At 73.2% G+C, this 22,911-nt stretch carries 17 protein-coding genes and 1 pseudogene; 13 read left to right on the top strand and 5 right to left on the bottom strand.

All coding sequences use genetic code 11. From position 1 onward, the window contains the following. Window positions 1–249 precede the first annotated feature (249 nt). The 11 genes from ABT015_RS13670 to ABT015_RS13615 all read left to right on the top strand — a co-directional run bounded on the left by ABT015_RS13670 (window position 250) and on the right by ABT015_RS13615 (window position 14,367). Entirely contained in the window at window positions 250–1,575 is a 1,326-nt protein-coding gene (locus ABT015_RS13670) for a DUF6271 family protein (protein WP_350879102.1), read from the top strand. Then, complete coding sequence (locus ABT015_RS13665; RefSeq protein WP_350879101.1) at window positions 1,572–2,075, top strand: GNAT family N-acetyltransferase; 504 nt, start codon at window positions 1,572–1,574, stop codon at window positions 2,073–2,075. Before ABT015_RS13670 ends, ABT015_RS13665 begins: the two co-directional genes overlap by 4 nt. Window positions 2,076–2,208: 133 nt before the next feature. Further along, window positions 2,209–3,222 (top strand): alcohol dehydrogenase AdhP, encoded by a 1,014-nt coding sequence (adhP, locus tag ABT015_RS13660; protein WP_350879100.1) that lies wholly within the window; start codon window positions 2,209–2,211, stop codon window positions 3,220–3,222. A gap of 205 nt (window positions 3,223–3,427) precedes the next feature. Beyond that, window positions 3,428–5,455 carry an AMP-binding protein gene (locus ABT015_RS13655; RefSeq protein WP_502897304.1) on the top strand — a complete coding sequence of 676 codons (2,028 nt, stop codon included), beginning with the start codon at window positions 3,428–3,430 and terminating at the stop codon, window positions 5,453–5,455. Then, the gene (locus ABT015_RS13645; RefSeq protein ID WP_502897303.1) at window positions 5,452–7,893 is read left to right on the top strand and encodes an oxidoreductase; all 2,442 of its coding nucleotides are present in this window, start codon (window positions 5,452–5,454) and stop codon (window positions 7,891–7,893) included. Before ABT015_RS13655 ends, ABT015_RS13645 begins: the two co-directional genes overlap by 4 nt. 17 nt (window positions 7,894–7,910) lie before the next feature. After that, the gene (locus tag ABT015_RS13640) at window positions 7,911–8,882 is read left to right on the top strand and encodes a carbon-nitrogen hydrolase family protein (RefSeq protein WP_350879099.1); all 972 of its coding nucleotides are present in this window, start codon (window positions 7,911–7,913) and stop codon (window positions 8,880–8,882) included. Then, a complete protein-coding gene (locus ABT015_RS13635) occupies window positions 8,879–10,042 on the top strand; it encodes a cupin domain-containing protein (protein ID WP_350879098.1) in 1,164 nt (387 codons plus the stop codon). Before ABT015_RS13640 ends, ABT015_RS13635 begins: the two co-directional genes overlap by 4 nt. A 55-nt stretch (window positions 10,043–10,097) precedes the next feature. Continuing rightward, on the top strand, window positions 10,098–11,012 hold the full coding sequence (locus ABT015_RS13630; protein ID WP_350879097.1) for a fumarylacetoacetate hydrolase family protein: 915 nt from the start codon (window positions 10,098–10,100) through the stop codon (window positions 11,010–11,012). A 48-nt stretch (window positions 11,013–11,060) separates the two neighbouring features. After that, window positions 11,061–11,819 carry a maleate cis-trans isomerase family protein gene (locus ABT015_RS13625; RefSeq protein WP_350879096.1) on the top strand — a complete coding sequence of 253 codons (759 nt, stop codon included), beginning with the start codon at window positions 11,061–11,063 and terminating at the stop codon, window positions 11,817–11,819. 53 nt (window positions 11,820–11,872) lie between these two features. Next, window positions 11,873–12,727, top strand: coding sequence for a PaaX family transcriptional regulator (locus ABT015_RS13620; RefSeq protein ID WP_350879095.1), 855 nt, complete (start codon window positions 11,873–11,875; stop codon window positions 12,725–12,727). Then, a complete protein-coding gene (locus ABT015_RS13615) occupies window positions 12,724–14,367 on the top strand; it encodes an amidohydrolase (RefSeq protein WP_350879094.1) in 1,644 nt (547 codons plus the stop codon). The genes ABT015_RS13620 and ABT015_RS13615 overlap by 4 nt, the downstream gene beginning before the upstream one ends. Here ABT015_RS13615 and ABT015_RS13610 read toward each other — a convergent pair. From ABT015_RS13610 to ABT015_RS13590, 5 genes are all read right to left on the bottom strand, one after another. Then, on the bottom strand, window positions 14,364–14,951 hold the full coding sequence (locus ABT015_RS13610) for a 3'-5' exonuclease family protein (RefSeq protein ID WP_350879093.1): 588 nt from the start codon (window positions 14,949–14,951) through the stop codon (window positions 14,364–14,366). The genes ABT015_RS13615 and ABT015_RS13610 overlap by 4 nt on opposite strands. Window positions 14,952–15,048: 97 nt before the next feature. Further along, window positions 15,049–17,442: an ATP-binding cassette domain-containing protein gene (locus ABT015_RS13605; protein WP_350879092.1), complete on the bottom strand. Its 2,394-nt coding sequence runs from the start codon at window positions 17,440–17,442 to the stop codon at window positions 15,049–15,051. A gap of 265 nt (window positions 17,443–17,707) precedes the next feature. Continuing rightward, window positions 17,708–18,511, bottom strand: a complete 804-nt coding sequence (locus ABT015_RS13600; RefSeq protein ID WP_350879202.1) for a carbohydrate ABC transporter permease — start codon at window positions 18,509–18,511, stop codon at window positions 17,708–17,710. Window positions 18,512–18,627: 116 nt separating this feature from the next. After that, window positions 18,628–19,608 (bottom strand): carbohydrate ABC transporter permease, encoded by a 981-nt coding sequence (locus ABT015_RS13595; RefSeq protein ID WP_063350256.1) that lies wholly within the window; start codon window positions 19,606–19,608, stop codon window positions 18,628–18,630. Between the two features lie 91 nt (window positions 19,609–19,699). Next, on the bottom strand, window positions 19,700–21,010 hold the full coding sequence (locus tag ABT015_RS13590) for an extracellular solute-binding protein (RefSeq protein ID WP_350879091.1): 1,311 nt from the start codon (window positions 21,008–21,010) through the stop codon (window positions 19,700–19,702). Window positions 21,011–21,436: 426 nt separating this feature from the next. Between ABT015_RS13590 and ABT015_RS13585 the strand changes: the two genes are divergently transcribed. Together ABT015_RS13585 and ABT015_RS13580 are read left to right on the top strand one after the other, a co-directional pair. Next, window positions 21,437–22,330, top strand: a complete 894-nt coding sequence (locus ABT015_RS13585) for an IclR family transcriptional regulator (protein ID WP_350879089.1) — start codon at window positions 21,437–21,439, stop codon at window positions 22,328–22,330. Between the two features lie 15 nt (window positions 22,331–22,345). Beyond that, window positions 22,346–22,530 (top strand): annotated as a pseudogene (locus tag ABT015_RS13580) (aldo/keto reductase); the annotation flags it as partial. Window positions 22,531–22,911: the final 381 nt, after the last annotated feature.

Genomic DNA, 22,911 nt, shown 5'->3' with positions numbered 1-22,911 from the left:
TGACGGGAATTCGTCCTCGCGTGCGGACCCGGGGGCCCGCTCCGCGAGCCGCCGGACCCGCGCTCCGCCCTGCCCGGAAGGAAGCCCGAGAGGCTCCGGAAGGCCGTCGGGCGGGGCGCATTCCACCCCGCCGCAGCCGCTCTGTCAATCGTTGACTTCGGAACTGGTCTAGTCCACGGTGGTGCGCGAAAAGCACTCATACCGTCATCACCGCCACGATTCTGACGAACCGACGGAGATCCCACCGTTATGCAACGAGTCTGCCTCGCCCTGCCCACCATGCGATCCTGCCCCGACACCATCGTGGAACTCGCCGAGGAGGCGGCCTACGCCGTCGCGAACTTCGACGTCGAGGTGCACCTCCTCATCCTCGACACCACCGACGCCGCCCAGTTCGCACAGAACGCGGACGCCGTGGCCGCCTTGGAGCCCACCCCCGGCGTGGTCGTCCACCACCTCGGCAACGCGCGGCAGCGGGAGTTCCTGCGCCGGGTGACCGAGCGCTCCGGCGCCGCCGACCCCGAGCTGCTGCTCGACATGATGCTCCCGCCGGCCGTCGCGTACGGCTCCTGCGTCAACCGGCTCTTCCTGGGCGCGGCCGCCCTGGGCTGCACCTCGGCGCACCTGCGCAACGACGACGCCGACTTCCAGGTCGTCGACGGCCGGAAGATCTTCCCGATCCACCACGAGCTGCTCTCGATCGGCCGACCGGCCGGCGAGGCGGCGGCCGACGTGACCCGCTCCGAGCTCGACCCGGCCGACGCGGACAAGCCGGTGATGCTGGTCAGCGGCTCCTTCATCGGCGAACTCAACGTGGACATCAGCGAGATCCACGAGTTGGACCCGGAGATCTACCGCGACGTGGTGCGCCTGTGGACCCCGCCGGTGTGGCCGGAGGAGGACCGGGACGCGATGGTGGACGTCTCGTTCAAGGGCGCCGGCTCCGAGCCGTTCACCACCGACGAATCCGTCCTCGGCGTGCCCGACATCTGGGACGTCTACATGTGCAACATCGCGCTGGACCACCGGGCCTACGAGGTGCTGCCGCTGCTGCCCTCGGTCAAGACCATCGGCAGCGACTACGCCCTGCTGCACGCCATGGTCCACTCCCGGCTGCCCGGCGTCGTCCACAACCGCCACATCGTCAACTACTACACGCCCGAACGCCGCATCGGCGCCGGCTTCATCTCGTACCAGATGCGGTTCGTCAAGTTCCTGCTCTCGATGCTGTACCTGTACCCGGTGTACGGCGGGATGATCGACCTCGGCCGCGGGCTGCTCGACGAGCGGCACGGGCTGAAGGTCGAACCGATCCTCGACCTGGTGCGGGGCAGCGTCGACTGGGACCGGGCCGGGAACGAGTACTGCCTGGACGTCCTGGACCGCTCCTACCGCAAGCTGGGCGGCAAGTACGCCGAGCTCGCGGACGCGGTGGCCGAGCAGCGCCAGCAGCTCCTGGACGAGGCGCAGGAGGACGCCGAGCGCTGGGCGGTGCTGATGGGGGCGTGGGCGTCGCTGGTGGCCGCCTCCCGCGCGGAGGGGCTCGGCTCCGCCTCGGAGGTCGCGGCCGGGTGAGCGAGGACCTCCGGATCCGGCTCCTGGCCGAGGGCGACTGGGACGCCGTGGTCGCCCTGGAGCACGACGCCTACGCGGCGGACGGCCTGTCGGAGGGCCGGGAGGCGCTGCAGTCCCGCGCCCTCGCCTCGCCGCGGACCTGCTTCGTGCTGGAGCAGGACGGCACGGTCCGCGGCTACCTGCTGAGCCTGCCGTACCCGCCGCTGCGCTGCCCGGACCTCGAACGGCCGGAGGAGGCGGTGTTCGCGTCGGACAACCTGCACGTGCACGACCTGGTGATCGCCGAGGACCTGCGCGGCCGGGAGGTCGCGCTGGGGTTCATCCGGCACTTCCGGGAGCAGGCGTCCGAGCAGGGCTTCGAGCGGATCTCCATGGTCGCCGTCCGCGGCACCGACATCCTGCTGCGGCTGCTCGGCTACCGCGCCCACCGCGAGGTGACGGTGCCGTCCTGCTACGGCAAGCGCGCCGTCTACATGTCGATGCCGGTGGCGGCCGGCTGACCTTCACCGGTCCACTCGTCCACTCGTCCACTCGTCCGGAGTAGTCCGGGCTGCGGCACTCACCCCGTCGGGTGATGCTGCTGACGGCTGCGCCCAGCCGCCAGCAGCATCACCACCGCCCGAGGGAGAGCGCATGAAGGCCGCCGTCGTCCACGACTTCACCGCGCCGCTGGTCATCGAGGACCGCGCCGTCCCCGAGCCCGCGCCGCACCAGGTCCGGGTCAGGATCGAGGCGTCCGGCCTCTGCCACACCGACATCCACGCCGCCCACGGCGACTGGCCGGTCAAGCCGAGCCCGCCGTTCGTGCCCGGCCACGAGGGCGTGGGGATCATCGAGGCGGTCGGCGGGGAGGTGCGGGGCGTCCGGGTCGGCGAACGGGTCGCCATCCCCTGGCTGGCCGACGCCTGCGGGCGCTGCGACCAGTGCGTCTCCGGCTGGGAGACGCTCTGCCTCCAGCAGCACAACAGCGGCTACTCGGTGGACGGCGCCTACGCCGAGTACGCGCTGGCGCACGGCGACTACGTGGTGCCCGTCCCCGACGGCCTCGACCCGCTCGACGCCGCGCCGCTGTCCTGCGCGGGCGTCACCACCTACAAGGCGCTCAAGGTCTCCGGCGCCCGCCCGGGCACCCGGGTCCTGGTCTCCGGCATCGGCGGGCTCGGCCACCTCGCGCTCCAGTACGCGCGGATCTTCGGCGCCGAGACCATCGCGGTCGACGTCACCGACGACAAGCTCGCCCTGGCCCGCGAACTCGGCGCCGACCACGTCCTCGACGCCCGCACCCAGGACGTCGCGGCGGAGGTCCAGCAGCTCGGCGGCGCCCACGCGGCCATCGCCCTCGCCGTCAGCAACGCCTCCTTCCAGGCCGCTTACGGGGCCCTGCGGCGCGGCGGCACGCTCGTGCTGGTGGCACTCCCGGCCGGCGGGAAGCTCGAACTCCCGGTGTTCGAGACCGTGTTGAACGGCACCAGGGTGATCGGCTCGATCGTCGGCACCCGCCAGGACCTCGCCGAGGTCTTCCGCCTGCACGCCCTCGGCCGCACCCGCGTCATCCTTGAGCCCCGCCGCCTGGAGGAGGTGAACGCCTGCTTCGACGAGGTGCTGGGCGGCAAGGTCTCCGCCCGCCTGGTCTTCGACCTGCGCTGAGCGGCCCGCGTCGAGCGACCCGCACCCGCCGCACCCCGACCGAACCGGTCGCCGGGTGCGGCTGCCGTTGCGCCGGGCCACGGGTGGGGCCACCGGTGAGGCCGCGCGGGTCCCGCTCCCCCGAATGCGTGTATCGCTCTCTTGACTGGCGTCACCAACACGCCATACTGGCCTCACTCCCGCTCGCACGATGAGGTGCCCGCCCATGGAGCTATCCCCCTCCGCGCACGTGGACACGTTCTGCCGCGACCATCTCCCGCCCTTCGACCAGTGGCCCGAACTCCTATTCGACATACCGGAGTTGGCGTATCCGGACCGGCTCAACTGCGCCCAGGCGCTGCTCGACGCGACGATCGCCCGGTACGGCCCCGACCGCCGCTGCCTGCTCACCCCGACCGGCCAGTGGACCTACGGCGAACTGCGCGACCACGCCGACCGGGTGGCCCGGCTGCTGACCGAGGACCTCGGCCTGGCCACCGGCAACCGGGTGCTGCTCCGCGGCCCCAACACCCCATGGCTGGTGGCCTGCTGGCTCGGCGTCCTGAAAGCCGGCGGCGTGGCCGTCAGCACCATGCCGCTGCTGCGGGCCGCCGAACTGACCGGGCTGCACCGGATCGCCCGGCCCGCCATCGCCCTGTGCGACCACCGCTACCTGGACGACCTCGCCCGGGCCGAGACACCCGGCCTGCGGGTGCTCGCCTTCGGCGGGCCCGGCCCCCAGGACCTGACCGCCCGCTGCGCCGCCAAGAGCGGCGGCTTCACCGCCGTGCCCACCGCCGCCGACGACGTCGCGCTGATCGCCTTCACCTCCGGAACCACCGGACGGCCCAAGGCCACCCTGCACTTCCACCGCGACGTGCTCGCCAACGCCGACACCTTCTCCCGCCACCTCCTGCGCCCCACCCCCGACGACCTGTTCGCCGGCACCCCGCCGCTCGCCTTCACCTTCGGGCTCGGCGGCCTGGTGGTCTTCCCCCTGCGGGCCGGCGCCGCCAGCCTGCTGCTGGAGCAGGCCACCCCCGAGCAGCTCGCCGAACAGGTCCACCGGCACCGGGTCGGCGTGCTGTTCACCGCGCCGACCGCCTACCGGGCGATCCTCGCCGCCGGGCTCGCCGACCGCCTGTCCGGCGTACGGCGCTGCGTCTCGGCCGGCGAGCACCTGCCCGCCGCCCTCTGGGAGGCCTTCCGCGCGGCCACCGGGCAGCGGCTGATCGACGGCATCGGCGCCACCGAGCTGCTGCACGTGTTCATCTCCGCCGCCGACGGCGACATCCGCCCCGGCGCGACCGGCCGCCCCGTCCCCGGCTACCGGGCCGCCGTCCTGGACGGGCAGGGCCGGCCGGTGCCGGACGGCGTGCCCGGGCTGCTCGCCGTCAAGGGCCCGACCGGCTGCCGCTACCTGGACGGCGAACGCCAGCGCGACTACGTCCGCAACGGCTGGAACCTCACCGGCGACACCTACGTCCGCGACCGGGACGGCTACTTCTGGTACCAGGCGCGCAACGACGACATGATCGTCTCGGCCGGCTACAACATCGCCGGCCCCGAGGTCGAGCAGGCCCTCGCCGCCCACCCCGACGTCGCCGACTGCGCGGTGGTCGGGGCGCCGGACGAACGGCGCGGCACGGTGGTGAAGGCCTACGTGGTGCTGCGCGAGGGCGCGGCCGCCGGGCCGGAGCAGGTGCGGAGCCTCCAGGAGCACGTCAAACGGACCATCGCCCCGTACAAGTACCCGCGCGCGGTCGAGTTCGTCACCCGGCTGCCGCGCACCGCCACCGGCAAGCTGCACCGCGCCGAGCTGCGCCGGCTGGCCGCTACCGCCCCGGCCAGCGTGGCGATCGAGCGCCGGGTCGAGTGGTCCGACACCGACGCGGCCGGGCACTACCACTTCTCGGCCGTCCAGCGCTGGGCCGAGGCCGCGGAGGCGGCGCTGCTGCGCCGGCTGGGCCTGGCCGAGCTGTTCGGGCGGATCCCCCGGGTGCACTTCGAGGCCGACTACCGCGAGCGGCTCTGGTTCGGCGACCTGGTCCGCACCGAGCTGCGGGTGGTCCGGGTCGGCGGCTCGTCGCTGCACTACGCCTTCGAGGTGCACGGCCCGCAGGGCCTGGCCGCCTCCGGGCGGATGTCGGTGGTGCACGCCGCGCCGAACGCCAAGGGCGCCGAGCCCTGGCCCGCGCCGGTGCGCCGCGCGCTGGCCGAGGCCGGACCGCAACAGCCGGAGGTGGTGCGGTGACCACCGCGGCCCGCACCACCACCACCGCCGCACGCACCGGCGCGGCCCACCCCACCGCCGCACGCACCACCGCGGCCCACCCCACCACCGCACGCCGCATCGCGGTGATCGGCGCCGGCCCGGGCGGGCTCTACTTCGCCGCGCTCGCCAAGCGGCTGGCACCGCACCGGGAGATCACCGTCTTCGAACGCGACGGCCGGGAGGACGAGTTCGGCTTCGGCGTGGTGTTCTCCGACGAGACGCTGGACGGCATCGCCCAGGCCGACCCGGAGGTCTTCGCCGCGATCGGCGCCGAGTTCGCCCGCTGGAGCGACATCGACGTGCGCTACGCGGGCGAGGTCCGCACCTGCGGCGGGCACGGCTTCGCGGCCCTCGACCGCAACCGGCTGCGCGCGATCCTGCAACGGCGTTGCGAGCAGCTCGCGGTGGACGTGCGCTACCGCACCCCCGCCCCTCCGGTCGGCCGGCTCGCCGCCGAGTACGACCTGGTGGTCGCCGCCGACGGCATCCACTCGGGCACCCGCGCGGCCTACGCCGACACCTTCCGGCCCGACCTGGACGAGCGGCACTGCCGCTACATCTGGCTCGCCACCGACAAGGTCTTCGAGGCCTTCACCTTCATCGTCGAGCGGTTCGACTTCGGCACCCTCCAGGTGCACGCCTACCCGTACAGCGCGACCCGCTCCACCTTCATCGTGGAGATCGCCGAAGACGCCTGGCGCCGGGCCGGGTTCGACGCCCTCGCCGCCCGGGAGCCGGCCCGCGGCGAGAGCGACGAGGCCAGCGTGCGGCGCTGCGCGGACCTGCTCGCCGGGCACCTGGACGGCCACCGGCTGATCCCGAACGCCTCCCGCTGGATCCGCTTCACCACCGTGCGCAACGCCCACTGGCGCCACCGCAACGTGGTGCTGCTCGGCGACGCGGCGCACTCCGCGCACTTCTCGATCGGCTCGGGCACCAAGCTCGCCCTGGAGGACGCCCTCGCGCTCGCCGCGAGCCTGCACGAACAACCGGCGCTGGAGCAGGCGTTGGCCGCCTACGAGGCGGAGCGGCGCCCGGTGGTGGAGTCCACCCAGCGGGCCGCGCAGGCGAGCCTGGAATGGTTCGAGACGGTGGAGCGGCGCACCGGGCAGAACGCCGACCGGTTCGCGTTCAACCTGCTCACCCGCAGCCGTCGGGTCACCTACGGCAACCTGCGGGCGCGCGACCCCGGCTTCGTCGACGCGGTGGACGCCGCCGCCGGCGGTCCGCCCGGTGTGCCACCGATGTTCCGGCCGCTCAAGCTCGGCACCCTGGAGCTGCGCAACCGCGTCGTGGTGCCCCCGCTCGCCACCTTCACCTCCACCGACACCCTGCCCAGCGGCTTCGACCGGGCCCAGCTGACCGCGCACGCGCTCGGCGGCGCCGGGCTGGTCCTCGCCGGGATGGCCGCCGTCAGCCCCGGCGGCCGGGCCACCGACCGCTGCCCGGGGCTGTGGAACGACCGCCAGGAGATGGCCTGGCGCGAACTCGTCGACGCCGTCCGCGCGGTGAGCGACACCCCGGTCGGCCTCCAGCTGACCCACGCCGGCCGCCGGGGCGCCACCGCCGCACCCGGCCCGGACGGCATCGGGCGCCCGCTCGCCGACGGCTGGCCACTGCTCGCCGCCTCCCCGCTCCCGTGGGGCCCGGACAGCCCGGCCCCGCACGCCGCCACCGCCGCCCAACTGGCCACCGTGGTCGCGGACTTCGCCGAGGCGGCGGAACGCGCGGCGCGGGCCGGCTTCGACGCGCTGGAGCTGCAGTTCGGCCACGGCCACCTGGTCTCCGGCTTCCTCTCCCCGCTGACCAACCACCGCACCGACCGCTACGGCGGCCGCCTCGCGCACCGGCTGCGGCTGCCGCTGGAGGTGCTGGCGGCCGTCCGCGCGGTCTGGCCGGCCGGGCGGCCGCTGCTGGTGCGGATCTCGGCCTGCGACTGGGCGCCCGGCGGCACCACCGGACCGGAGGCCGTCACGACCGGCCGCGCGCTGGCCGACGGCGGGGCGGACGCGGTGGACGTGTCCACCGGCGAGGTGGTCGCCCACCAGCGGCCGCCGTACGGACGCGGCTACCAGACCCCGTTCGCCGAGCTGATCCGCGCCGCCACCGGTCTGCCGACCATCGCGGTCGGCGCGATCTCCGGGCACGACGACGCCAACTCCGTACTGCTGGCCGGGCGGGCCGACCTGGTCGCGATCGGGCGGGCCCAGCTGTACGACCCGCTCTGGACGCTGCACGCCGCCGCCGAGCAGGGCTACACCGGTCCGGGCGCGCACTGGCCCGGTCCCTGGTCGGCGGGCAGCCGCAGACCACCGGGCCCGAACGCCGACCGGGTCGCACCGCGCCTGCACCTGCTGGCCGAGCCCGCCACGCCGGTGCACCGCCGCTGGCCGCCGCCCACCCCCGAACCGCGCTGAGCAGCCGAGGAGGAACCATGCCCGACCTGCCCCGCTTCACCGCCGCGGCCGTCCAGGCCGCCCCCGTCTACCTGGACCCGGCCGCCACCGTCGACAAGGCCGTCGCCCTGATCCACGAGGCGGCCGGCCACGGCGCCGCCCTGGTGGTCTTCCCCGAGGTCTTCGTCCCCGGCTACCCGTACTGGAACTGGACGATGAACCCGGTGCAGGGCTCGCCCTGGTACGAGCGCCTCTACCGCGCCGCCGTCGACGTCCCCGGCCCGTACGTGGACACGCTGCGCGCCGCCGCCCGGCAGGCCGGCGTGGTGCTGGTGATCGGTGTCAACGAACGCGGCCGGCACAGCCTCGGGGTGCTCTACAACACCCTGCTGATCATCGGCGCGGACGGAGAACTCCTCGACGTGCACCGCAAGTTGGTGCCGACCTGGGCCGAGAAGCTGACCTGGACGCCCGGCGACGGCAGCTCCCTGCGGGTGCACCGCACGGCCGTCGGCCCGCTCGGCGCCCTCGCCTGCGGCGAGAACACCAACACCCTGGCCCGCTTCACCCTGCTGGCCCAGGGCGAACTCGTCCACGCCGCCAGCTACATCGCCCTGCCGGTGGCCCCCGAGGACTACGACATGGCGGAGGCGATCGCGCTGCGCGCCGCCGCGCACTGCTTCGAGGGCAAGCTGTTCACCGTGGTCTCCTGCTCCACCATCTCGCCCGAGATGGTGGACCTGATCGCCGGCGACGACCACCAGGTGCGCAAGCAACTCGCCCGCCCGCGCAGCGCGTTGTCCGGCGTCTTCGGCCCCGACGGACGCCCGGTGGGCGAGCCGCTGGTGGACGAGGAGGGCATCGTCTACGCCGAGATCGACCTCGGCCGGTGCATCCAGCCCAAGCAGATGCACGACATCGTCGGCCACTACAACCGCTTCGACGTCTTCCGGCTGCACGTGGACAACCGCCCACTGCGGCCGCTGGTGTTCCCGGAGGAGCAGGCATGACCAGCCACGACGGCACCACCGACCCCCACGACACCACCGACCAGGGGCGCCCGGCCGACCACGACGACGACCGGCTCGGCCGCGCCAGGGTCACCGACAGCCCCGAACTCACCGCCTACTACCAGGAACTGGCCGAACACGAGGCCGGCGCCCTGTGGACGGTGGCGAACGAGATCGAGCCCTGGTACCCGCAGCCCAAGTCGGTGCCGGTGCTCTGGCGCTACGCCGACCTGCGCCCGCTGGTCCGCAAGGCGCTGCCGCTGGTCAAGGCCGACGACGCCGGCCGCCGGGTGGTGATGCTGGTCAACCCCGGGCGCCGCGAACTGAGCGCCGCCGTCGGCCTGCTGTACACCGGCCTGCAGATCATGGGCCCCGGCGAGGCGATGACCGCGCACCGCCACCAGGCCGCCGCCCTGCGCTTCGTCCACGAGGGCACCGGCGCCTGGACGGTCGTGGACGGCCAGAAGCTCAGGGTCGGCCCGCGCGACTTCGCCATCACGCCCAACAACTCCTGGCACGAGCACGGCAACGAGTCCGACGACGCCCCGGTGATCTGGCAGGACGGCCTGGACATCCCGCTGGTCAACATGCTCGACGCGAACTTCTACGAGGTCCACCCGGAGCTGTACCAGCGGCCCGGCCCGGTGGTGAACTCCTCCCTGCTGAGCTACGGCGGCAACCTGCTCCCGTACGGCGTCGAGACCTGGAGCAGGCCCTACTCCCCCCTGCTCGGCTGGCCCTGGGAGCCCAGCTACCACGCGCTGTGCCAACTCGCCCGCGCCACCGGGGGATCGCCGTACGACGGCGTCATCATGGAGTACACCAACCCGGTCACCGGCGGCCCGGTGATGCCGACCATGGCCGCCCACCTGCAACTGCTGCGCCCCGGCCAGGCCACCCGCGCCCACCGCCACACCGGCTCGGTGGTCTACACGGCGGCCAAGGGGCGGGGCGTCTCGGTGATCGCCGGGCGGCGCTTCGAGTGGCAGCAGGGCGACGTCTTCGTCGTCCCGTCCTGGGCCTGGCACGAACACGCGAACCTCGACCCCGGCGAGGACGCCTGCCTGTTCTCCTTCAACGACTTCCCGGTGATGCACTCGCTCGGCCTCTACCGCGAGGAGGCCCACCCCGCGCACGACGGGCACCAGGGCCCGGCCTGACCCGCAGGAAACACCCCGGCCCACCACCGCCCGGTACCCCCGAGGAGCCCCGACCATGCACCTGTTGACCTACTGCGCGGACGGCGACGAGTCCCCGCGCCTCGGCGCCCGGCTCGGCGCCCGGCTCGGCGACCAGGTCGCCGACCTGACCGCCCTCGCCACCGCCGCCGGCACCCGGCTGCCCGACGACCTGCTCGGCCTGGTCCGGGCCGGCGAGGCCGCGCTGACCACCGCCCGCACGCTGCTGGCCCACGCCGGGCCCGGCCACCCCGCCGTCCGTCCGCTCGCCGAGGTGTCGCTGCGCGCGCCCCTGCGGCCCGGCAAGATCGTCGGCGTCGGCCTCAACTACGTGGAGCACGTCGCCGAATCGCACCGCACCCTGGACACCGAACGCGAACTGCCCGACCGGCCGGTGCTGTTCAGCAAGCCCGCGACCGCCGTCACCGGCCCGGGCCAGCCCATCCGGCACAACGCCGACCTGACCAAGCAGCTCGACTGGGAGTGCGAACTCGCCGTGGTGATCGGCGAACCGGCCTTCCGGGTGGCCGAGCGGGACGCCTGGCGGCACGTCTTCGGCTACAGCATCGTCAACGACGTCAGCGCCCGCGACCAGCGCCGCTCCGGGCAGTGGTTCTTCTCCAAGGGGCAGGACAGCTACGCGCCGTTCGGCCCGGTCGTGGTCACCGCCGACGAGATCCCCGACCCGCAGGACCTCGACCTCTCGCTCAGGGTCAACGGCGAGCTGCGGCAGGACTCCAACACCCGCCACATGCTGTTCGGCATCGCCCGACTGATCGCCGACATCTCCTCCGGCGTCACCCTCGAACCGGGCGACGTGATCGCCACCGGCTCCCCGTCCGGCGTCGGCGCCGGCCTGGTGCCGCCGCAGTTCCTCCAGCCCGGCGACCTGGTCGAGGCCACCATCGAGCGGATCGGCACCCTCGCCAACCCGGTGGTCGACGCCCGCTGAGCCGAGCGCCCCACCCCGGCCAGCTCCCGAGAGGAGCCCCAGCACCCCATGACCACCTACCGGATCGGCCAGATCGTCCCCAGCTCCAACGTCACCATGGAGACCGAGGTCCCCGCCCTGCTGCGGGCCCGCGAGGCGGTCGCGCCCGAGCGGTTCACCTTCCACTCCAGCCGGATGCGGATGACCAGGGTCACCCCCGAGCAACTGCGCGCCATGGACGCCGAGTCCGACCGCTGCGCGGCCGAACTCTCCGACGCCCGGGTCGACGTGCTCGGCTACGCCTGCCTGGTCGCCGTGATGGCCACCGGCCCCGGCTACCACCGCGAGGCCGAACAGCGCCTGCACCGGCGCACCGCCGAGAACGGCGCCCCCGCCCCCGTGGTCACCAGCGCGGGCGCCCTGGTGACCGGCCTGCACACGCTCGACGCCAAGAAGGTCGCCCTCGTCACCCCGTACCTGCGGCCGCTGGCCCGGACCGTGGTCGACTACCTGGCCCACGAGGGCATCGAGGTGCTCGACTACGCGGCCCTGGAGATCCCCGACAACCTCGACGTGGCCGCCCACGACCCGGCGCGGCTCCCCGCCATCGCCCGGCGTCTCGCCCACGCCGAGGCCGACGCGGTGGTGCTCTCGGCCTGCGTGCAACTGCCCTCGCTGTCCGCCGTCGAGGAAGCCGAACAACAGCTCGGCAAACCGGTCGTCTCGGCGGCGATCTGCACCACCCACCAACTGCTGCGCGCCCTCGGCCTGCCGGCCGTCGCCCCCGGCGCCGGGCACCTGCTCTCCGGCGCCTACGCGGACGCCTGACGCCGGGCTCCCACCGCTATGATCACCACGAGCTGCCGGGGAGGAGGCGCACCATGTCGGAGAGCACGACCCGGCCCAGCTCCCTCATCCACACCGTGTACGGCGAGTTCGTGCGCCGCCTCGGCGGCTGGATCTCGATCGCCGACCTGATCGCGCTGATGGCCGAACTCGACGTCGACGGCCCGGCGGTGCGCTCGGCCATCTCCCGGCTGAAGAAGGCCGGCACCCTGTTCCAGGAGCGCCGCGACGGCACCGGCTACCGGCTCGCCCCGGCGATGGGCCCGGTGTTCGAGGAGGGCGACCGCCGGATCTTCCACAGCCTGGAGCCCGCCGAACTCGCCGACGGCTGGGTGGTCGCGGTCTTCTCGGTGCCCGAGTCCGAACGCGCCCACCGCCACCAGCTGCGCTCCCGGCTGAGCTGGCTCGGCTTCGGCAACGCCGCCCCCGGCGTCTGGCTGGCGCCCGCCCGGCTGCTGCCGGACGCCCGGCGGCTGCTGGAGCGCCTCGGGCTGAGCGCCTACGTGCACCTGTTCCTGTCCGCCGAGTACGCGGGCTTCGCCGAACTGCGCACCGCGGTGGCCGGCTGGTGGGACTTCCCGGCGATCGAGGCGCAGTACGCGGCCTTCGACGACGCCTGGCGCCCGGTCGCCGCCGAACTGCGCGGCCGGCCGCGGGTCGACCCGGTCGAGGCGTTCCGCGACTACGTCCCGATGCTCACCCAGTGGCGCCGGCTGCCCTACCTGGACCCGGGCCTGCCCGAGCCGCTGCTGCCCGCCGACTGGAACGCCGTCGCCGCGCGGGCCGTCTTCACCGAGTTGCACGCGCTGCTCGCCGAGCCCAGTCTGCGGCACGTCGAGAAGGTCACCGGCCTGCCGGCCGGCGCCCCACCCCACCAGGAGCCGCGATGACCGACCCCGCCCCCGCCGACCTCCTCGTCCGCGCCGACCTCCTCGTCCGCGCCGCCGCCGTCCACACCCTCGTCCCCGGCCGGCCGCCGCAGCGGGCGATCGCCGTCACCGGGGCGCGGATCACCGCCCTGTCCCCCGACCCGCACGGCCTGGACGACCTGATCGGACCGGCCACCGAGGTCCTGGACGCCCCCGCCGCGACGGTGCTGCCCGCCTTCGACGACACCCACACCCACCTGATCCTGGCCGGCCACAGCGTCCACGGCGTCCCCGTCCACCGGGCCCGCGACCTCGCCGCCTTCCTCGGCCTGATCCGCGAACGCGCCGCCCGGACCCCGCCCGGCCAGTGGATCCACACCACCGTCAACTGGCAGGAGGTGCTGCTCGCCGAGCAGCGGCTGCCCACCACCGCGGAACTGGACGAGGCCACCGCCGACCACCCCGTCCTGGTCCGCCGCGGCGCCTACAACATGGTGCTCAACTCGGCCGCGCTTCGCCTCGCCGGCATCACCGACGACACCCCCGACCCGCCCGGCGGCCTGCTCGAACGCGACGACCGGGGGCGGCTCACCGGGCGGCTGGTCAACAAGGCGGTCGAACTGGTCGAGCGGGTGCTGCCGCGCCCCGCGCTCGCCGAACGGGTGGCCGGCCTGCGCGCCGCCTCCGCCGACTACGCCGCCACCGGCATCGGCACCGTCCGCGACTGCCTCGTCCCGGTCGAGGACCTCGACGTGCTGCTCGCCGCCCGGGCGGCCGGCGCGCTCGCCGTCCGGGTCCGGGCGCTGGTCTCCGGCTTCGCCGCCCGCACCCCCGAGCAGGTCGACGAGCTGCTGGACCGGATGGACGCCTGGCGCGCCGCCGGCGAGGACGACGACCTGCTGCGGCTGTGGGGGGTGAAGTTCGGCATCGACGGCGGCTTCGAGGCCGGCGCGCTGGAGGAGCCGTACCAGGACCGGCCCTGCTACCACGGCCGGCTGCTCTGGGAGCCGGAGGAGCTGGTCGCGGCCGTCGACCGGGTGGTCGGGCGCGGCTGGCGGGTCGGCGTGCACGCCTGGGGCGACCGCGGCCTGCGCACCCTGCTGGACGTCTTCGAGGAGGTGCTCGGCCAGCGCCCCGGCCTGCCGCCCGGCACGCTGGTGGTCGAGCACGGCGGACTGGCCCGGGCCGACCAGCGGGCCCGGGCGATCGCGCTCGGCATCCCCGTCACCGTGCAGCACCCGCTGCTGCACGACGGCGCGCTCGCCCAGCAGCGGGCCTGGGGCGAGGAGCGGACCGCCGGGATCTTCCCGCTGCGCGAATGGCTCGACGAGGGCGCGCTGCTGGCAGCCGGCTCGGACTTCCCGGTCGGCCCGTACGGCGCGATGGTGTCGGTGTGGGGCATGACGACCCGCCGGACCACCGCCGGGGTGGTGGGGCCCGAGCACGCCGTCGACCGGGCCGAGGCGGTCGCGCTGCACACCGTCCACGCGGCCCGGCTGATGGGCGAGAGCGCCGAGCGCGGCAGCCTGCGGCCGGGGGCACTGGCCGATCTGACGGTGTGGCCGGTCGATCCGCTGAGCTGCCCGGTGGACGTGCTGCGCGAGCTGCGGCCCGAGCGCACGGTCGTCGGCGGGCGGACCGTCCACCCGGCCCGGGCCTAAGAACCGTCCGGCCGGACCTCCTGGAGCAGCCCCCAGGTGAAGTCGGCGGTGCACGGGCGCGCCCGCCCGTCGGCGTCCGGGGCGGTGAAGTCGAGCTGGAAGCGGGTCGGCGCGCTGCCCTCGCGCGGCCGGGCGGGCGGGAACGCGGCGCCCAGGTCGGCGACCACGCAGCTCCACGGCGTGAGGTCGGCGAGGGTGCGCAGCCCGGGCGCCGGGGCGTCCGGGCCGCGCACCAGCCACTCGTTCAGCAGCGGCCGCCCGGCCTGCGCCGGACCGAGCAGGCTCTCGAAGCGCAGCTCGGGCCAGAGCGGCAGCGCCCACTGCCGCGCGGTGCAGGCGAGGTCCCCGATCCGGCGCGGCACCACCGCCTGCGGCGGGCCGAGGACGGCGGCGCAGCGGTCGGCGCCGCGCGGGAACCGGGGCGAGCGGACCATCGCCTGCCAGCGCTTGTTCACCTCCCGCATGGCGGCCCGGGTCGCGCCGAGCCGCCGCACGGCCTGCTCGACCAGTTCCGGGTTGAAGTCGGCCATCCGGCGCAGCAGCACGAGCTGGAACTCGGTGGCCCCGAAGCCGTGGATCGCCATGGCAGCAGGGTAGTGCCCGGGGCGTGGCACCACCCTGCCGCCGAAACGCTCGACCGCCGGGGCGTTCGACCACCGAAGGGTTCGGCCGCCGGGGCCGTCAGCCCCCGACGTAGGCCGCGAGGTGCTCGCCGGTGAGGGTGGAGCGGGCGGCGATCAGGTCGGCGGGCGTGCCCTCGAAGACGATGCGGCCGCCGTCGTGGCCGGCGCCCGGGCCGAGGTCGACGATCCAGTCGGCGTGCGCCATCACCGCCTGGTGGTGCTCGATGACGATGACCGACTTGCCGGAGTCCACCAGCCGGTCGAGCAGCCCGAGCAGTTGCTCGACGTCGGCGAGGTGCAGGCCGGTGGTCGGCTCGTCGAGGACGTAGACGCCGCCCTTCTCGGCCATGTGGGTGGCCAGCTTGAGCCGCTGCCGCTCGCCACCGGACAGCGTGGTGAGCGGCTGGCCGAGGCTGAGGTAGCCGAGCCCGACGTCGGCCAGGTTGGCGAGGATGCGGTGCGCGGCCGGGATGCGCGCCTCGCCGGTGCCGAAGAACTCCTCGGCCTCGGTCACCGGCATCGCGAGCACCTCGCTGATGTCGCGGCCGCCGAGGTGGTACTCCAGCACCGAGGCCTGGTAGCGCTTGCCCTCGCACTCCTCGCAGGTGCTGGCCACACCGGCCATCATCGCCAGGTCGGTGAAGACCACCCCGGCGCCGTTGCAGTTGGGGCAGGCGCCCTCGGAGTTGGCGCTGAACAGGGCCGGCTTGACGCCGTTGGCCTTCGCGAAGGCCTTGCGGATCGGCTCCAGCAGCCCGGTGTACGTCGCCGGGTTGCTGCGTCGGGAGCCGCGGATGGCGCCCTGGTCGACGGACACCACGCCCGCGCCCTTCGGGATCGAGCCGTGCACCAGCGAGCTCTTCCCGGAGCCGGCGACGCCGGTGATCACGGTCAGCACCCCGAGCGGGATGTCGACGTCGACGTCGCGCAGGTTGTTCGCCGTCGCGCCGCGGATCTCCAGGGTGCCGTTCGGCTCGCGCACCGCCTTGCGGACGGCGGCCCGGTCGTCGAAGTGGCGGCCGGTGACGGTGCCGCTGGACCGCAGTCCCTCGACGGTGCCCTCGAAGCAGACCGAGCCGCCCGCCGTCCCGGCGCCGGGGCCGAGGTCGACGACGTGGTCGGCGATCGCGATGGTCTCCGGCTTGTGCTCCACGACCAGCACCGTGTTGCCCTTGTCCCGCAGCCGCAGCAGGAGTTCGTTCATCCGCTGGATGTCGTGCGGGTGCAGGCCGGTGGTGGGCTCGTCGAAGACGTACGTGACGTCGGTGAGCGCCGAGCCGAGGTGCCGGATCATCTTGACCCGCTGCGCCTCGCCGCCGGACAGCGTGCCGGCGGGCCGGTCGAGCGAGAGGTAGCCCAGCCCGATCTCCACGAACGAGTCGAGGGTGTGCCGCAGGGTCCCGAGCAGCGGCGCCACGGCCGGCTCGTCGAGGTCGCGGACCCAGGCGGCCAGGTCGCTGATCTGCATCGCGCAGGCGTCGGCGATGCTCGTCCCGCCGATCAGCGACGACCGGGCCGCCTCGCTGAGCCGGGTGCCCCCGCAGTCGGGGCAGGCGGTGAAGGTGACCGCCCGGTCGACGAACGCCCGGATGTGCGGCTGCAGCGCGTCCCGGTCCTTGCTGAGCATCGACTTCTGGATCTTCGGGATCAGCCCCTCGTAGGTGAGGTTGACCCCGTTGACCTTGACCTTGGTCGGCTCGCGGTGGAGGAAGTCCTGCATCTCCTTCTTGGTGTACTTGCGGATCGGCTTGTCCGGGTCGAGGAAGCCCGAGTTCGCGTAGATCCCGACCGTCCACCAGCTGTCGGTCTTCCAGCCGGGGATGGTGATCGCGCCCTCGGAGATCGACTTGGTGTCGTCGAAGAGCTGGGTGAGGTCGATGTCGGAGACGCTGCCGCGGCCCTCGCAGCGCGGACACATGCCGCCGGTGATGCTGAAGCTGCGCCGCTCCTTGACGGTCTTCCCGCCGCGTTCGACGGTGACGGCACCCGCCCCGCTGATCGAGGGGACGTTGAAGGAGAACGCCTTGGGCGAGCCGATGTGCGGCTGGCCGAGCCGGCTGAAGAGGATCCGCAGCATCGCGTTGGCGTCGGTGGCGGTGCCGACCGTGGAGCGGGGGTCGGCGCCCATCCGCTGCTGGTCGACGATGATCGCGGTGGTCAGCCCCTCCAGCACGTCGACCTCGGGCCGTGCCTGGGTCGGCATGAAGCCCTGGACGAAGGCGCTGTAGGTCTCGTTGATCAGCCGCTGCGACTCGGCGGCGATCGTGTCGAACACCAGGGAGCTCTTGCCGGAGCCGGAGACGCCGGTGAACACCGTGAGCCGCCGCTTCGGGAGCTCGACGCTGACGTCCTTGAGGTTGTTCTCGCGCGCGCCGTGCACGCGGATCAGGTCGTGACTGTCGGCACCGGGTGCCGCCGGCGGCTGCGCGGCCGTCCTCGTGGGCTTGCTCATCGTCTTCCCCATCTGTGCGGCGGAGCCGCCGTCGCGGTGGATGATCGCCGGCCGCCGCACCCGGGAGGGAAGCCCCGTCCACCGGTGCCGGCCAGGCATGGCGGAAGCCTAACCTCCGCCTCGGACACGGCCCGGCCGGTGGGCCCGCGGATCGGCGTCCGGTACCGGCCGCACGGCGTGGCACGACCGCCGGGGCGGCCGGGCGGGGGGGGGAGCCCGCCCGACCGCCCCGGTCGGCGTCAGTCCTTCACCGCTCCGGTCGGCGTCAGTCCTTCACCGCGCCCGCCAGCCCGGACACCAGCTTGCGCTGGACCGCGATGAAGAAGATCAGCACCGGCACCGTCATCAGCGTCGACGCCGCCATGATGCCGCCCCAGTCGTTCTCGTCCGGCTTGAAGAAGACCAGCAGCGCGGACGGCAGGGTCTGGTTCTGGGTGGCGCTGATGATGAAGGTCTTCGCGAAGACGAAGTCGTTCCACGCGGCGATGAAGGAGAACACGCTGGTCGCGGCGAGGCCCGGTGCCACCAGCGGCAGCAGGATCCGCCACAGGATGCGGGTGCGGCTGGCGCCGTCGATCTGCGCGGCCTCCTCGATCGACACCGGGACGGCCGCGACGAAGCCGCGCATCATCCAGATGCCGAACGGCAGCGAGAACGCCAACTGCACCAGGATCAGCGAGGCGAGGGTGTTCAGCCCGATGCCCGGCGCGAACTGCCCGGCGTCGCGGAACATGAAGAACAGCGGGATGGTCAGCGCCTCGACCGGGATCATCTGGGCGATCAGGAACATCACCATGATGGTGGTGCGGAACCTGAACCGGAACCTGGTCACGGCCACGGCCGCCAGGAACACCACGACGGCCGAGAGCACCACCACCGACACCGCGATCACCAGGCTGTTCACGAAGTACCGGCCGAAGCCGTCCACGCTGAGCACCTGGCGGAAGCTCTCCAGCGTGGGGTGGGCCGTCCACGGCTTCGGGTCCAGCGACCGCACCTCGCCCTTGGGCTTGAACGCGGACAGCACCATCCAGAAGATCGGGAAGGCGGTGACCACGGCCAGCACGATCGCGCCGGCGTTGGCGGCGAACCGCCAGCGGCCGCGGGTGTTGCGGGTGGCGCGGCTCCGGGGGGCGCCGGTTCCGCCGGCATGGGTCCGGGAGTTCCGGACGGGGTTCAGGGTGCTCACAGTTCGTTCCCCGTCCGTCGCAGGGTGCGGATGTAGAGGACCGTCGGGATCACCAGGATCAGCAGCATGATCACGCCGATCGCCGCGCCCAGCCCGTACTGCGAGGAGGCGAACGCCTTCTGGTACGCGTACACGTTGAGCACCAGGTTCTGGCCGGCGATGCCGCCGCCCTCGGTCATCACGTAGATCTGGGTGAAGACCTTGAAGTCCCAGATCACCGACTGGATCACCACGATGGTCAGGATCGGCCGCAGCATCGGCGCGGTGATCCGGCGGAAGGTCGTCCAGGTGTTGGCGCCGTCCAGGGCGGCGGCCTCCATGATCTCCTCCGGGATCGCCCGGATCCCCGCGTAGAGGGTGACCATCACGAAGGGGAAGGAGTGCCACACCACGACGGCGCCGACGATCAGGAACGCCGTCCACTTGTCGTAGAACCAGTTGAACTCGTGGAAGCCGGTGAGCCCGAGCTTCACCAGCGTGTGGTTGACCAGGCCGAGGTTGGTGTCGAACAGGAAGCTCCACACCGTCGAACCGGTCATCGCCGGCGCCGCCCAGGCCGCCATCGCGGCGGTGGTCAGCACCAGCCGGGGCCAGCGCCCGACCTTGGTCAGCAGGACGGCGAGGGTCGCGCCGACGGCCAGGGTGGCGACCACGCAGAACGCGGCGAAACCGACCGTCTGCAGCAGCACCGACCAGAACTGGCCGTCGCTCAGGATCTTCGAGTAGTTGCCGAAGCCGACGAAGGAGGTCGGGGCGCCCCCGGAGGCCTGAGCCTGCCCGAAGTCCAGCACGGACAGCAGGCCCAGCTGGTAGATCGGGTAGGCGACCAGCGGGATCAGGATGACCGCGGCCGGCAGGAGCAGCAGCAGCGGGGGCCGGCGGCGCCGGCCGCCCGAGGGTGCGGCCGGCGCCGTGCCCCCACGGCGCCCGCGCGGGGAAGGCGGCGCCGTCGGGGCGGTCGTGGTGGATGCGGACACGTGCGGGACCTGCTCTCTTCCGCGGACCAGGAGGTCGGTGCGGGACCAGGAGGTGGTACGGGACCAGAGGTTGGGGGGTGCTCGGGCGCCGTCAGTGCGCGGCGAAGGCCGAGGTGATCTGGTTCGCGGCGTCGCCCGAGGCCTTCGCCACGTCCGCCTTGCCGGTGACCACCTGCTGCAGCATGGTCGGGATCACCGCCTGGGCGTCGATCTGCGCCCACGCCTGGTCGAGCGGGACGAACCTGGTGCCGGCCGCGATGGTGTCGGTGAACGGCTTCAGGAAGGCGTCCTTGGCGGCGACCTTGCCGCTGACGGACTTGAGCGTCGGCAGGTTGCCCATCGCGTCGTACATCTGCTCCTGGTACGCCGGGCCCGCCAGCAGTTCGGCGAACTCGAGGGCGAGCGTGCGGTGCTTGGCCGCCTTCATCACGCCGAGGTTGTTGCCGCCCGCGAACGCCGGGGCGATCGAGCCGGCCTTCTCCCCGGGCAGCGGCACCACGCCGTACTTGCCCTTCACCGGGCCCCCGTCGACCTTGCTGCGGCTGGAGTTGGGCAGGATCGCCATCGCGGACTTTCCGGCCGCGAACAGGTCGACGGTCTTGCCGCCGGTCAGGTCGGCGCACTGCTGGGCGGGGCAGCCGTCGGCGCCGAAGAGGTCGGTGTAGCGCTTGATCCCGGCCTGCGAGGCGGGCGAGTTGATGGCCGCCTTGTAGGCGGAACCATCCTTGGCGGCGATGTCGCCGCCCGCGTCCCAGACGAACGGCAGCGCCCCGAAGGTGTACTTGCCGCCGACGGCGATGCCGAAGGTGTCGGGGTTCGCCGCGTGGATCTTCTGGGTGGCGGTGACCAGTTCGGCGTACGAGGTCGGCGGGGTCAGCCCGGCCTCGGTGAACAGGTCGCTGCGGTAGTAGAGCGCGCGCACCGCGATCCACCAGGGCAGGCCGTAGGTCTTGCCGTCCACCACGGCGGTCTTGACGATCGCCGGGTCGAGGTCGCCCTTGTCCTGCCACTTGTCGAGGTCGGCGCCGATCTCGGCGAGACCGCCGGCCGCGACGTAGCCCGGGAGGTCGGTGTTGCCGAACTCGACCAGGTCCGGGGCACTGCCCGGGTCGTTGAAGGCGCCCTTCATCTTGGCCGCGCGGGCGGAGGCGTCGGTGTCGATGTAGCTGACCTTGACGGTGACGCCCTGGTGGGAGGCCTGGAACTCGCTCACCGCCTTGCCGACCACGGCCTCCTTGGCCGCGTTGCCCGCCTCGTTGTACAGCCAGACCTGGAGGGTGCCGGTCCGGTCGTCGGCGGCCTTGTCGCCGGCCGGCGCGGCGGTGCCCGGCGCGCAGGCGGTCGCGGCGAGGCAGCTGGCGGCGAGCACGGCGGCCGCGGCAGTCCGTCTGATGAGTCGCATGGGTAAAGAACCTCCCCTCCCGACAGTTGCCGCCGAGACGTGCTCCGCTGGGGACGGGTACGTCGAAGCAGGCCCTGACCGGGGCCGATGGTGGGTGTGGGTGGAGGACTGCCCGGACGCGTTGGGGGGCGTCCCGGGCAGACCGGTACGGGGGTGCGGCAGGGCGGACCGTTCGGGTGGGGCGGCGTCGCCTGCTCGATGGCAGGGACGTTAAGCGCGGGCGATCGACGCCAACAAGAGGGGGTTCGGGAAGTTTTGCACTGCACAACGTTGTGTCGAAGAAGCGGCGTTGCGGACGCGAACGGGTACCTTCTGACAACCGCCGCCGTCGAGCGGGGGAACACCGGCAGAACGCGGCAGCAGAACGCGGCAGCAGTACATGGCAGTAGCACTCGACAGCGGAACGAGACAGGGGACGGACCACCCATGACGGAGACGGGGCCCGACGCGGAGACCGAGCGACCCGCGGGCACGGCGGCCGACAGACCCGCCGGCGCGGCGGCCGAACGACCCCCGGGCGCGGCCGCCGGGCGGAAACCCGCGACCGAGCGCAACCAGTCGTCCTCGCTGCGCCGCGCGCTCGCCGTCCTCGGCCACGTCCGCGACCACAGCGACGGGCGCGGCGTCCCGCTCGCCCAACTCGCCGAAGCGCTCGGCCTCAACAAGAGCACCGTGCTGCGGCTCGCGGGCCCGCTCCTCGACGAGCACCTCCTCGACCGCGACCGCGAGACCGGCTGGTTCCGGCTCGGCCACGGCTCACTGCGCCTCGGCCAGGCCTACCTCTCCACCCTCGACCTGCGCAGCGTCGCCGCCGAACACCTGCGCCGACTCCAGCGCGAGGCCGGCGAGACCGTCCACCTGACCGTCTGGCAGGCCCCCGGAATCGTCTACCTGGACAAGGTCGAGGACGAGACCAACGTCCGCATGGCCTCCCGCGTCGGCAGCCGGGCCCCCGCCTACTGCACCGCCACCGGAAAGGCCATCCTCGCCTGGCTGCCCGACGAGGCCGTCACCGAGGTCGTCGCCGCGGGCCTGCGCCCGGTCACCGCCTGGACCATCTCCGACGAGACCCGGCTGCGCGCCGACCTCGCCCGGATCCGCGCCCGCGGCTACTCCATCGACGACCGCGAGAACGAACCCGAGGTCCGCTGCGTCGCCGCACCGATCTTCGACCACGCCGGCGAGGTCACCGCCGCCCTGTCGGTCTCCGGCCTGACCTCCCGCATGACCGCCGCCCGCGTCCGCGCCCTCGGTCCCGTCGTCGCCCAGGCCGGACTGCGGATCTCCCGCGAACTCGGTTCGGACCGCCAGCCGTCCTGAACCCCGGCCCGGGAGTTCGCCAAGGTCGCGGCCGAACGCGAGGTCAGCCCCCAGCAGGTCGCCCTGGCCTGGCTCCTGGCCGGCTCACCGGCGACCCTGCCGATCCCCGGCGCCAGCCGCCCCGAAACCATCAGGACTCCGCAGCCGCCACCGGCCTGACCCTGACCCCGGCGGAACCCGCCCGCCTCACCAAGTCCTGACCGCGCACCGCGACACCCCGAAAAAGCGGACGAGGCCCGGTGCCTTTTGAAAGGCACCGGACCCCGTCCGACTATTGGAGCGCCAGGCCCGGGTCGCACGGACTCTTCCTACTGAAAGTAGGACGTGCTCTGGTAGCACCACTGACGCCTGACGAGGAATCATCTCCCTCGCGACACCCAGAACAATACCAGCCCCACACCCACACACCGAATCCCGACCAACCCGCACCCCAAAAGCAAACAAGGCCCGGCGCCCATTGAAAGGCACCGGACCTCATCCGACAATTGGAGCGCCAGGCCCGGGTCGCACGGACTCTTCCTACTGAAAGTAGGACGTGCTCTGGTAGCACCACTGACGCCTGACGAGGAATCATCTCCCTC

The organism is Kitasatospora sp. NPDC094016 (assembly GCF_040304045.1).
Lineage (GTDB): Bacteria > Actinomycetota > Actinomycetes > Streptomycetales > Streptomycetaceae > Kitasatospora.
The sequence above is the reverse complement of the archived record's forward strand: the minus strand, read 5'-3'. Positions and strand labels throughout refer to the sequence as shown.

Excerpts from the sequence above, each read along its gene's own strand:
- ABT015_RS13655 (WP_502897304.1), top strand. The coding sequence starts at position 3,428 with ATGGAGCTATCCCCCTCCGCGCACGTGGACACGTTCTGCCGCGACCAT.
- ABT015_RS13585 (WP_350879089.1), top strand. The coding sequence starts at position 21,437 with ATGACGGAGACGGGGCCCGACGCGGAGACCGAGCGACCCGCGGGCACG.
- ABT015_RS13615 (WP_350879094.1), top strand. The coding sequence starts at position 12,724 with ATGACCGACCCCGCCCCCGCCGACCTCCTCGTCCGCGCCGACCTCCTC.
- ABT015_RS13590 (WP_350879091.1), bottom strand. The coding sequence starts at position 21,010 with ATGCGACTCATCAGACGGACTGCCGCGGCCGCCGTGCTCGCCGCCAGC.
- ABT015_RS13630 (WP_350879097.1), top strand. The coding sequence starts at position 10,098 with ATGCACCTGTTGACCTACTGCGCGGACGGCGACGAGTCCCCGCGCCTC.
- ABT015_RS13605 (WP_350879092.1), bottom strand. The coding sequence starts at position 17,442 with ATGAGCAAGCCCACGAGGACGGCCGCGCAGCCGCCGGCGGCACCCGGT.
- ABT015_RS13640 (WP_350879099.1), top strand. The coding sequence starts at position 7,911 with ATGCCCGACCTGCCCCGCTTCACCGCCGCGGCCGTCCAGGCCGCCCCC.
- ABT015_RS13670 (WP_350879102.1), top strand. The coding sequence starts at position 250 with ATGCAACGAGTCTGCCTCGCCCTGCCCACCATGCGATCCTGCCCCGAC.
- ABT015_RS13620 (WP_350879095.1), top strand. The coding sequence starts at position 11,873 with ATGTCGGAGAGCACGACCCGGCCCAGCTCCCTCATCCACACCGTGTAC.
- ABT015_RS13610 (WP_350879093.1), bottom strand. The coding sequence starts at position 14,951 with ATGGCGATCCACGGCTTCGGGGCCACCGAGTTCCAGCTCGTGCTGCTG.
- ABT015_RS13635 (WP_350879098.1), top strand. The coding sequence starts at position 8,879 with ATGACCAGCCACGACGGCACCACCGACCCCCACGACACCACCGACCAG.
- ABT015_RS13625 (WP_350879096.1), top strand. The coding sequence starts at position 11,061 with ATGACCACCTACCGGATCGGCCAGATCGTCCCCAGCTCCAACGTCACC.
- adhP (WP_350879100.1), top strand. The coding sequence starts at position 2,209 with ATGAAGGCCGCCGTCGTCCACGACTTCACCGCGCCGCTGGTCATCGAG.